The organism is Mycobacterium simiae (assembly GCF_008370645.1).
GTDB lineage: Bacteria > Actinomycetota > Actinomycetes > Mycobacteriales > Mycobacteriaceae > Mycobacterium > Mycobacterium simiae_A.
The window spans coordinates 69,481-80,181 of sequence record NZ_VTZN01000002.1 but is presented as its reverse complement, the minus strand read 5'-3'; the positions used below and the strand labels follow the sequence as shown (position 1 = coordinate 80,181).

The following is a 10,701-nucleotide window of genomic DNA, read 5'->3' as shown; positions in this document are numbered from 1 at the left end:
GCAGCCGGGCGCAGTCCCCCGCAAGCGGGCGGTGCCCCCAGGTCGCCGCTCATGAGCGTCGGCGGCTACCCGCGACAGCGGCCGCGCCGGCTTCGTTCCACCGCCCCGATGCGCCGTCTGGTGGCGCAAACCTCCTTGGAGCCAAGGCATTTGGTGCTGCCGATGTTCGTCGCCGACGGTATCGACGAACCGCGGCCGATCGCAGCTATGCCGGGGGTGGTACAGCACACCCGCGATTCGCTGCGCAGCGCGGCCGCGGCCGCGGTCGCCGCGGGAGTCGGCGGGCTGATGCTGTTCGGCGTGCCACGTGACCAGGACAAGGACGCGGTTGGTTCGGCTGGCGCCAACCCGGATGGCATCCTCAACGGCGCGCTGCGAGACCTGGCCAAGGATCTCGGCGAGGCAACGGTGTTGATGGCTGACACCTGCCTGGATGAATTCACCGCCCACGGGCACTGCGGGGTGTTGGATGCGTCGGGCCGAGTCGACAACGACGCTACCGTGGCTGCATACGTGAAACTGGCTGTAGCACAGGCAGACTCAGGCGCACACGTGGTCGGTCCGAGTGGAATGATGGATGGCCAAGTGGGTGCGATCCGCGACGGTTTGGACGCCGCCGGCCACGCCGACGTGGTGATTCTGGCCTACGCCGCCAAATTCGCCTCGGCCTTCTATGGCCCGTTTCGGGAGGCGGTGGGCTGCAGGCTGTCCGGCGACCGGCGCACCTACCAGCAGGAGCCCGGCAACGCCCGGGAGGCGCTGCGCGAAATTAAGCTCGATCTCGACGAGGGCGCCGATATCGTGATGGTCAAACCCGCGATGGGTTACCTAGACATCGTGGCTGCAGCTGCGGCTGATTCGACGGTGCCGGTGGCCGCCTACCAGGTGTCGGGGGAGTACGCGATGATATGTGCGGCTGCGGCAAACGGGTGGATCGATCAGAGGGCGGCTGCCTTGGAGTCGCTGACCAGCATCCGGCGGGCCGGGGCGGACATCGTGCTCACCTATTGGGCTGCCGATGCGGCTACTTGGCTTTCGTGACGGAGGCTCACATGACATCAGCGGGGGAAACCAAGACCAAGCCGTTGTTTTACGAGCCGGGTGCCAGCTGGTACTGGGTGCTGGCAGGCCCGGCCGCGGCGGTGTCGATCATGGTGATCGAAAAGTCCACTGGCGCGGGCGTGCAGCTGATCACTCCGTTGATTTTTCTTGTCATGGTGTCGGTGTTCGTGTCGCTGCAGGTAAAGGCGGCGCGAATCCACACCTCGGTTGAGCTAACCGAGGACGCGCTGCGCCAGGGCACCGAGACGATCTTGGTGTCCGAAATCCTCAAGGTGTTTCCGGAGCCGGAGAATTCGGTGGCGTCCGGCAAGCCATTGGCCAGGTGGCAGTCGGCTCGGGCGCTCGGCGAGCTGGTTGGCGTGCCGCGCGGCCGAGTGGGCATCGGTCTGAAGCTCACCGGGGGCCGTACCGCCCAAGCTTGGGCGCGGCGGCATCGTCAGCTGCGGGCCGCGCTGACTCCACTGGTAGCGGAGCGTGTGGTGCCCCACATGCAGCCCGACGATGAGGCGGATCCGGAGTCGGCGCTGTGACCACCCGGTACCGGGCTGTCGTCGAGCTGGTCTTAGCGATGACCGCGGTGGTGGCCGCCGCAGTGAGCTGGTCGCACACCCGGTCGACCGTCGCCGTGGGCCCGGTTGCCGACGGCCAACCGGTCACCGTGTCGGTGATCTATCACCCGCAACTACTGGTGTTGACACTGCTGTCGGCGACGGTCGCCGGCGTGTTCGCGGTCGTGGGGATCGTCAGGTTGCGGCGCTCTAAGCCGTCTTCCGGATCAACGGGAGGACCAGCTGACGTCGGCTGGCGATGGCTTCGGCGAGGTCGCGCAGCGCCTCGTGGACCGAGCCGGTAATCGGGAACAGGGGGCCGTCGCCGTCACGGCCGTAGCCCAATTGCTCTTTGATGGCCGGGTTGGCGACCAATAGCCATTGCACCCCGGTGGCGGCGCACGCCTCGTCGAGCATGTGCAAAAGCGAGATGCCGGCAGCGGAGAAGTAACTGACGTCACTCATGTCCAGCACTACTGGGTTGTTCCCAAGGATGAAACGCCGTATGTATTCGCCCACCCGGTCGACGTTGACCGCATCGATCTCGCCTCGGACAGTCACCACTGTGGCCAGGGCACGGCAGTGCGCACGGATCTGCGCACCATCGCAGTGATAAGTCCCGTTACCGACGTCTGCGATAGTCATGACCAGCCCATCCTTCGTGGCGTTGCCGTAGCCAGGGGGCTCACGCTAATTCGCAAACCTAAGGCGACCGACAGGTCCGTCTAACTCTTCGCTAAGAACGAATTTCGGGCTGCTCGTGGTGATCCAGCGCCATCGCGAACTGGCCATCTTGGAGCATCAACCAGCGCGCCGCGCGATAATGGCCCAGGCCAGCGAAGGCCAGCGCGCTGATACGCTGCCATAGCTGCCGGTTGCTCGCCCCGGGGGCCGCTTACGGGATGCGGGGAGAGCCGGGCGATCAGGTCACGAAACAGCAGAGTCCAGACGGAAAGAGCGTCGTGCGCACCGGAGACATCAAGGGCGAGATCAAGGCCCTGACAGGACTCCGCATCGTCGCAGCGGTGTGGGTGGTGCTGTTTCATTTCCGGCCGATGCTGGGTGATGCATCGCCTGAGCTCCGCGACGCCCTGGCGCCGGTGCTCAACTGCGGAGCACAGGGCGTCGACCTTTTCTTCATCCTCAGTGGGTTCGTGCTGACCTGGAACTACCTCGACCGGATGGGCCGATCCTGGTCCACCCGGGCCACCCTGCACTTCCTGTGGCTGCGGCTGGCCAGGGTGTGGCCGGTGTACGTGGTCACCTTGCACCTCGCCGCCGGGCTGGTGATCCTGAGTCTGCACGTCGGGCATGTGCCCTTGCCGGAGGCGAGGGATCTGACCGCGATCAGCTATGTGCGCCAGATGCTGCTGGTACAGCTGTGGTTTCAGCCGTTCTTCGACGGATCTAGTTGGGATGGGCCGGCCTGGTCGATCAGCGCGGAATGGCTGGCCTATCTGCTGTTCGGCCTGCTCGTTCTAGTGATTTTGCGGATGGAGCGCGCTACTCGAGCTCGCGGCTTGATGTTGTTGGCGTTGGCCGCTTCGCTGCCGCCGGTGCTGCTCTTGTTGGCCAGCGGCGAGTTCTACACGCCGTGGAGTTGGCTGCCGCGCATTGTCACGCAGTTCACCGCGGGAGCGCTGGCCTGTGCCGCAGTGCGTCGGTTACGGCTGACCGAGCACGCGCGCTACGTCGCCGGACACCTCGCCCTGCTGCTCGTCGTCGCCATGGTGGGCGTCCTCTACTGGTTCGACGCACATCCCATCAGCGGCGTCGTGGATAGTGGCGGCGTCGTCGACGTGCTGTTTGTTCCGCTGGTCGTAACGTTGGCGGTCGGCCTGGGCGGGCTGCCGAGGATGCTGTCGGCGCGGCCTATGGTGTACGGCGGCGAGATCTCATTTTGTCTGTACATGGTTCATGAGCTGGTCCATACCGCCTGGGGGTGGTCCGTACTGCAGTTCGACCTCACGCCGCAGGATAACCCGTGGAAATGGAACGTGATCGGGCTGCTGGTGATCGCCGTGGCGCTCTCGATCCTGCTGTATCACGTAGTCGAAGAGCCGGCCCGCCGCTGGATGCGCCGGATGGTTGACGTCCGGGCCGTCGCCGCGATAAGTGAGCACGCGGAGTCGTTGAATACCAAGCTGCACCCGGTTGACGGTGCACGGGAGGCGATTTCGGCACGCGCGGTGTGATGGCTGCCGCGCGTCGACGCCACCATTGGCCCAGTGCCTCGTACGATGACGATGCCGGTCCCAGTGGAGGTAGGTTGTGAGTCGCCTGGCCACTTTTGTCGTCGGCCTCACTCTGCTGGTCGATGCGGCCTCCGGATTCCCGGCGTACCGGGCGTACCGTCCGCTGACCACGGATTTTAGGCTTGTCCACCTCGCGGTGATCGGCGACTCCTATACGACGGGCACCGACGAGGGTGGTTTGGGCCCGAAGTCTTGGCCCGCTCGTGCCTGGCAGACCCTGGCGCAGGAAGGGGAGCGGATCGCGGCCGATGTGGCAGCCGAGGGCCGGGCCGGTTATGCGGTGTCTGGTGACCACGGCAGCATTTTCGAGGATCTGACCGCGACGGCGGTCAAGCTCGACGACGTGCTGGTGGTGTTCTTCGGCTCCCGTAACGATCAGGGCGTCGATCCCGGGCTGCTTGCTGAAAGGGTCCGCACGACTTTCGATCTGGCGCGCCGCTTAGCGCCGTCTGCTCGGTTTCTGGTGATCGGACCGCCGTGGCCAACCGCCGATGTCCCCGACTCGGTGCTGCAGATTCGCGACGTGCTCAACGCTGCGGCCGGATCCGCCGGGGCGGTGTTCGTCGATCCGATCGACGCGCAGTGGTTCGTCGACCGGCCCGAACTGATCGGTGCGGACGGTGTGCACCCCAACGATGCGGGGCACGCATATCTGGCGGACACCATCGCGCCGCTCATCCGCGCGCAGCTCTAACTCGACCATTTCAGTCTTGGGCGTGGCGCTCATAAGCCCAGCGCTCCAGGCGAGCCTGGAGCCATACCAGCCCGACTCCGGCGAGCGGCGTCACCACCGTAAGGCACACCACCACCAGACTCATGTCACACCTCCACAACCTCTCCTGGGTAAGACGTGTGGATCACGCGCGAAGTTCACCCTTCCGCCAGGGCGTGATCGGCCAGCGTGCCAAGAACCGGTGCCAGCAGCTGCGAGTACTCGGTCGTCACGTGGTTGTCGTCGCGGAACACCAACGTGTTCCCCACGATCACGGGGCAGCGGTCGGCGCTGCAGAACAGGTCGGTCAGGTCCGCATAATGACCCCCGGCGGTCTCGGTGGCCCCCTGCTCGGCAGCGATACCCGCACCGTTGGCCGCGGCCGAGCGAAGCGGTGCGCAGACGCGGGCATCGTCGAGATGCGCGGAAAGGCAGGTCGGCACCGACGACTGCGGATCCGCGACCGGTCCCAGTACCAGCACGGTGGCGCCGACGCCGCGCAGCTGCGCCACCGTTCGGTTCAGTGCATCGATCCAGGCGGGATCGTAGCTGGCGAAGCTGAAGTCCGCGCGGTAGCGGCGGCTCATGCTCAGCACCACCAGACGCGGCCGCTCGGTCTGGACTCGGCTCACTATTTGGCTGCGCCACTGTTCGCATTCGGTGTATCTGCGGCCTAGGTATGGGCTGACGATCGGCAAGTCCAGTAACGGGCAGGTCACCTTGGCCAAGGTTTCCAGCCGCCAGTGCCGCTGCTGGGCGATTTGCTGGAAGGCCGGTTCCCACATGGCGGCGTGCGAATCGCCGATCAGGGTCATCGTCGTCAGTGACGCAGTGTCGCCCGTTGCGCACTCGCTGTGGCCGACATCGCGCCAGGACCGCATGCAGCCGTTGACGAAGGCGGGTGCCTTGTCACCGGGCGCCACCGCCAGCGGTGGGTTCAGATTTGACGGCACCGCCTGCAGCCTCGTGGCGGCGATGATCGCGTCGCGCACTTGGGCAAAAGCATGGTGGACGGCCGCCTCTTGGCCGCTGACGGCGGGTGCCCCCGGTGCCGGGGGAAGTGCGGCGATCTTGGCCTCGGGAGCGGCAACTCCGTGGCCGGCCGGCGCGGGTACTGCCATCAGCAGCACCGCGCAGGCGCACGCCGCGACGCCGCTGGCCGCCCCGGCAAGCGCCAGGCTAGCCCTGGCCGATCGGCGTAACACGGCGGCGAAGCGGCCTGGATTTTCGACCAGGTGCATGGTGATCACCGCGAGTCCGGCGGAGACGGTGGTGGCCGCCAGCCTGGCCGGCAGACCCGCAGGATCGCCCAGCAGTGCCGGCATCAGCAGCAGCAGCGGCCAGTGCCACAGGTACCACGAGTAGGACACCCGCCCGATCGCCCGCATCGCCGACCGACACAGCAAGCGACCGGCTCCCATAGCACCGGTGACGGACCCGGCGCCGACCACCAGCGCGGTGCCCAGCGCCGGCAGCAGCGCTGCGGTGCCTGGGTAGGGAGTGCTCGGTCCCAGCTGGGTGCAGGTCAGCAGGATCAGCGCCAAGCCACCCCAGCCGACGATTGCTGCGGGCGCCAGCGGCAATCGCCGCCACAGGCGGATCGTCAGGGCAACCAAGCCGCCGACGGCAAGCTCCCAGGCGCGGGTGGGTAGCGAGAAGAATGCCCACGACGGCGACGTGCGGGTCCAGATCGAGGCGGCTGCCAACGACGCAACAGCCACTAGCCCGAGGACGACCGTATACGGTGCGGCTCGGGCAGCGATGTCGCGGCCCATACGCCCGAATAGCCAAGCGGTTGTGATGATCAAGGCCGGCCACACCAGGTAGAACTGCTCCTCCACGCCCAGTGACCAGTAGTGCTGGAAGGGTGACGGCGGCAAGTCGGAGAGTAGGTAATCGGTGCCTTGTCCGGCGAAGCGGTAGTTGCCGACATACAGAGCGCTGGCGATGCCGTCCAGCAAAACGCGGCGCGCTTGTAGGGGCGGCAACACGACGGCCGCGCCGATCGCGGTGACCACTGCGACAGTGGCCGCGGCCGGCAGCAGGCGGCGGGCCCGCGCACCATAGAAGCGGCCGAGCCGAAGCGTATTAGTGGCAGTTACCTCGCGCCACAGCAACCCTGTGATGAGAAACCCGGAGATGACGAAGAAGACGTCTACGCCGATGTAGCCGCCGGCGACACCGGGTATGCCCGCGTGGAACAAGACCACAGCGATGATCGCGACGGCACGCAAGCCCTCAATGTCCGGGCGAAAATTGAGGCCCCGATCCGGTCGCCCCGCTCGACGAAGCGGGCTGGCGGATTCTTCCTGCGGGGTGGTCATCTGTCGCTTCAGGACGCCATCCAGGCCAGCTCGCCGGGCAGTTGCTCGCGCCAATAGTCCGTGTCGTGCCCGCCGGGAGAGAAGCTGCCGGCCGGAGGTGTCTTCAGTTGGCTGACGAATTCTCGGGTGGCGAAATAGAAGCGGTCGCCGGTGCCGCAGTCCACCCGCAACGGAATCTGGCTCAGCGCGGGCAGGCCCGTCACGCGGTGCTGCATCCAGTCGTCGTAGCTGTCGAACGCGCCCGGGGCGCTGCCGGTGAACGAGGTGTACAAGGCCGGGCTGATCGCGCAGATCCCCGCGGTTCGTGCCGGACCGAGCCGGGCGCCCAGCAGCAGCGCGCCGTATCCCCCCATCGACCAGCCCAAGAATCCCACCCGGGAGATGTCCATCCCCATTGCGGCCAGCATCGGCAGCAGCTCGTCGAGCACCATCGCGCCGGAGTCCCCGCCGGAAGACCTGCGGTGCCAGTAGGTATTGCCGCCGTCGACACCCACCACCGCGAACGGCCGCTTACCCGCCTTGACCAGTTGGGCCAACCCTTCTTCGACGCCGAGGTCGAGCATCATGCCGGCGTTGCCGTCCTTGCCGTGCAGGGCGATGACCGGCTGCAACAGCCGTGACTGGCCCGGCGGCATGGCGATCACCCAGTTTGTCTGGAGACCGCCGCGTGCTGCGGAGATGAAGGAGCCGGAAAGCTTGGTCGGCAAGCTGCTGCCGGCTGTCGGGGGCTCGAAGGGGGCGGGCGCCTGCGGAGGCGCCGCCTTGGGCTTGAGCGGATCCAACAGGGCGCTCAAGGCCCACACGCCAGCGGCTCCTGCGCTGGCTCCGGCGCCCATCCGCAGCACCGCGCGACGGGTCAGGTCAGGCACGGGGTCATAATGCCGCCCCGACCGCGAATTTGCCGGCGAGCCACGCCGCATCGGTCGCCCAATCGTGACGCGGAACCGGGGTTACGGCGCCGACCCAGCAGATGCACACTCTTGCACCAGCTGCCGGTCGGATTGGGGAGGTGTCGCCCTTGGGCAGCGGTGCTGTGGCCTCAATCATGGGAAGCGCGCGTCACAGTCAGTGCCGAGAGCGGAAACCGCACATGTCGTGCGTGATCAGCTAGCCTCCGGCGGTGGTCGCCGCGCCGGCGAGGTGCTGGGTATCGGCTCGGTGATGAACGCGCACAACGCGGCCGCGGCAGCCCGACCGCAATGCACCGGCGTGGCAGAGGCATCGACGCTGCCCGTCTTCCAAGCCGCTCCCGGCCGGTAGTGTTCGCGCACGACCGGTCATTGAACCGAGGAGAAAGAGGACCTGCATGAGCCTGACGTTTCTGCGGTTTCTGCCAACGTTGTGCTGACACCCATCGGGTTGTGGTGCGGACCGAGACGCTGAAGTTCCTGGTCGCGTTGCGTCCGGGCCTGAGCAGCCCCAACAGCGCCGCATGCTGGAGCTGCACGGCGGCAGGAGCAATCGACTTGTGATCGCGCCCAACCTGTGGGCCGGGGTCGGCCTGGTGCGCGGTGGGGAGGGTACCGCGCTGGTCGGGTCGCGCGCCGAGGTCGCCGACCGGCTGGCCGAGTACGCGCAGTTGGGTATCACCCATTTCATCCTGTCGGGATATCCGCGCTTGGAAGAGGCCTACTGGTTTGGTGAAGGCGTCCTGCCGCTGCTCGGGCGCAGGGGTCTGTGGGCGCGCCCGAACGGTTCGCCAGCACCGGCGGCGGCGCCGTTGGCGGTTGTCTCAGCGCATTAGCAAATCATCGCATTGCCTTGCCCGACAGTCTGTTTGGCGGGTTGACCGGGGTGCGGGCGACGTGCTGCGCAGCGACCGTCGCGGCCACCTCCCGCCACTCTTGTTGTAGACGATTGCGTTCCTTGAGCATGGCGACTATGCTGCCGTCTTAGTGAACGGTTTCGTATACAAAATGATTTATCGACCAAGGAAGCGAGAAGAACATGACAACCGAGGCCAACGTTGCCGGTTTCGAGCCGTTGTACGGCGACGCGGAGCTAGCCGAGGGACTGATTCCGTGGGACATTGGCGGCCCGCAGCCGGTCGTCGAGCAGTTGGTCGCCTACGGCGCCGTCCGCGGTGAGGTGCTGGACCCCGGTACCGGTCCCGGCCACCACGCAATTCACTATGCATCGCAAGGTTTCTCGGCGACCGGGATCGACGGCTCACCATCGGCCATCGAGCGGGCCAAGCGCAACGCCGAACGGGCCGGCGTCCAGGTCGATTTCCAGGTGGCCGATGCCACCAGGTTGGACGGGTTCGATGGCCGGTTCGACACCGTGGTGGACAGTTCCTTCTACCACGTGTTTCTTTTCGATGAGGCCGTTCAGAGGCGCTATGCGCAGGCCCTGCACCGGGCCACTAAACCTGGCGCGCGGCTGTACATGTTCGAGTTCGGCCAGCACAACGTCAACGGCGTCCAGTGGCCGGGCATACCGGCGGACAACTTCCAGCGGGTGCTGGGCGCGAGTGGGTGGCGCATCGATTACCTGGGTGGCACCACCATCCAGGCGCGCTTCCTGCCACAGGCGTTCGAAGCCATGAGCACGGTGAATTCCGGGCATCAGGAGGAGATCCTGCAGCGGATGCAGCCGCTGGTGCGCCAATTGCGCGTGCTCGAGCCACTGCTGCACGACCACCGGGTGCACCTGCCGGCGTGGTCTGTGGTGGCCACCCGCTTGGACTGACCGGCTTACCAGTTCGAATAGCGAAATATTCCAGGTAATCGGCGTCGCTGTTTGGGGACCAACGCCCCTGTACGGAAAACTTGCCGCTTGCCTAACGTCGGTGCTGAGGAGGTGCACCGTGGCGGTGAATGCGATTGTGGGATACGACGGCTCGCTAGGGGCGAGTGCCGCGATCGATGCGGGCGCGCGGTTGTTTCCGGGAGCACATGGGTGGATCACTTTCTTGTGGCTTCCGCCGTTCGCCAGCGACAAGGTGCGTCGTCGGCTGCGACCGATGGCTCGCGACGCGAACGAGTTGGCCGAGATGGTCGAGCGGGAGGGCGAGCGCGAAGCCCGGCGCATCATCGACCTGGGCGTTATCCTGGCGCGCGCCGCCGGGTGGGACGCCGAGCCACTGTTGAAGCGGACCTGGGGTCCAGAAGGGCTGCGTATCGCGCAAGCGGTCGAGGACGTGCAGGCCGATGTGGTCCTCGTGGGGTCTCGGGGCCTTGGTGGGACGCAAGCGGTGCTGGGCAGCGTTTCAGACATGGTGCTGCACTATTGCACCCGACCAGTGGTCGTCGTCCCACATCCGATGCTGGCGGCCGAGTACGAGGCGCTCAACGCAAGTCCGGTGCTGGTGGGCTGGGACGGTTCGGCCGGTGCCACCACTGCGTTGGCGGCAGCCAGGCGTCTGTGGCCGCAGCGGGATGTGTTGTTGGTGTCTGTCGGCGACGGCGATCCAGCGTGGCCTCCAGTCGATTCGCCAGCCGTTGCAGCCGGGGAGGTCCTTTGGCTAACGGTCAAGCGTGGTCACGGCTTTCATGCCCGCGCGGTATCGGAAGCGCTGGTCATGGCCGCCGACAACCACGATGCGGCCGTGGTGGTCGTCGGATCGCGTGGACGTTCCAAGGCGGGGGAGATGGTGCTGGGCAGCGTGGCGCTGGGGACCGTGCATCACTCCCATCGACCGGTCATGGTGGTGTCTGATAGCTGGAAGCTGCCGGCCGACGCCTGAGTGGGCCAACCCGTCGGCGGTCCGGGTGCGTCTGTCGGGTGACTTCCGGCTCTGATCCGCGTGGGTCTTACAAGGCACTATGAGTGACCGCTCGTAGGCGGCCGCGCGGAGG

Annotated in this window: 11 protein-coding genes and 1 pseudogene; 9 read left to right on the top strand and 3 right to left on the bottom strand. The window is 66.5% G+C overall.

The annotated features are described in order from the left end of the window. Positions 1-51: 51 nt before the first annotated feature. Genes hemB through F0Q45_RS28915 form a run of 3 tightly spaced genes read left to right on the top strand, consistent with a single transcriptional unit; the run spans position 52 to position 1,915 of the window. The gene (gene hemB / locus F0Q45_RS01080) at positions 52-1,041 is read left to right on the top strand and encodes a porphobilinogen synthase (RefSeq protein WP_149652135.1); all 990 of its coding nucleotides are present in this window, start codon (positions 52-54) and stop codon (positions 1,039-1,041) included. Positions 1,042-1,052: 11 nt separating this feature from the next. Beyond that, entirely contained in the window at positions 1,053-1,592 is a 540-nt protein-coding gene (locus tag F0Q45_RS01075) for a DUF3093 domain-containing protein (protein WP_149652134.1), read from the top strand. Further along, on the top strand, positions 1,589-1,915 hold the full coding sequence (locus F0Q45_RS28915; RefSeq protein WP_262490819.1) for a hypothetical protein: 327 nt from the start codon (positions 1,589-1,591) through the stop codon (positions 1,913-1,915). The genes F0Q45_RS01075 and F0Q45_RS28915 overlap by 4 nt, the downstream gene beginning before the upstream one ends. On the opposite strand, the gene F0Q45_RS01065 is transcribed toward F0Q45_RS28915, so the two are convergent. Beyond that, positions 1,821-2,255, bottom strand: coding sequence for an STAS domain-containing protein (locus F0Q45_RS01065; protein ID WP_149652133.1), 435 nt, complete (start codon positions 2,253-2,255; stop codon positions 1,821-1,823). The genes F0Q45_RS28915 and F0Q45_RS01065 overlap by 95 nt on opposite strands. 317 nt (positions 2,256-2,572) lie before the next feature. Here F0Q45_RS01065 and F0Q45_RS01060 point away from each other — a divergent pair, with 317 nt between their 5' ends. After that, positions 2,573-3,805: an acyltransferase family protein gene (locus tag F0Q45_RS01060; RefSeq protein ID WP_188112736.1), complete on the top strand. Its 1,233-nt coding sequence runs from the start codon at positions 2,573-2,575 to the stop codon at positions 3,803-3,805. A gap of 76 nt (positions 3,806-3,881) precedes the next feature. After that, on the top strand, positions 3,882-4,559 hold the full coding sequence (locus tag F0Q45_RS01055; RefSeq protein WP_149652131.1) for an Rv0518 family GDSL lipase: 678 nt from the start codon (positions 3,882-3,884) through the stop codon (positions 4,557-4,559). Between the two features lie 176 nt (positions 4,560-4,735). Here F0Q45_RS01055 and F0Q45_RS01050 read toward each other — a convergent pair whose 3' ends face one another. Both F0Q45_RS01050 and F0Q45_RS01045 read right to left on the bottom strand, forming a co-directional pair. Beyond that, positions 4,736-6,901, bottom strand: coding sequence for an acyltransferase family protein (locus F0Q45_RS01050; RefSeq protein WP_149652130.1), 2,166 nt, complete (start codon positions 6,899-6,901; stop codon positions 4,736-4,738). A gap of 8 nt (positions 6,902-6,909) precedes the next feature. Further along, on the bottom strand, positions 6,910-7,821 hold the full coding sequence (locus F0Q45_RS01045; protein WP_149652129.1) for an alpha/beta hydrolase: 912 nt from the start codon (positions 7,819-7,821) through the stop codon (positions 6,910-6,912). 175 nt (positions 7,822-7,996) lie between these two features. On the opposite strand from F0Q45_RS01045, the gene F0Q45_RS27445 reads away from it, so the two are divergent. The 4 genes and pseudogenes from F0Q45_RS27445 to F0Q45_RS01030 all read left to right on the top strand — a co-directional run bounded on the left by F0Q45_RS27445 (position 7,997) and on the right by F0Q45_RS01030 (position 10,589). Next, positions 7,997-8,161 carry a hypothetical protein gene (locus F0Q45_RS27445; protein WP_188112735.1) on the top strand — a complete coding sequence of 55 codons (165 nt, stop codon included), beginning with the start codon at positions 7,997-7,999 and terminating at the stop codon, positions 8,159-8,161. Positions 8,162-8,312: 151 nt separating this feature from the next. Continuing rightward, positions 8,313-8,645 (top strand): annotated as a pseudogene (locus F0Q45_RS01040) (LLM class flavin-dependent oxidoreductase); the annotation flags it as partial. 203 nt (positions 8,646-8,848) lie between these two features. Beyond that, positions 8,849-9,592 (top strand): class I SAM-dependent methyltransferase, encoded by a 744-nt coding sequence (locus F0Q45_RS01035; RefSeq protein WP_149652128.1) that lies wholly within the window; start codon positions 8,849-8,851, stop codon positions 9,590-9,592. Between the two features lie 118 nt (positions 9,593-9,710). Then, positions 9,711-10,589, top strand: a complete 879-nt coding sequence (locus F0Q45_RS01030; RefSeq protein ID WP_149652127.1) for a universal stress protein — start codon at positions 9,711-9,713, stop codon at positions 10,587-10,589. Positions 10,590-10,701 lie beyond the last annotated feature (112 nt).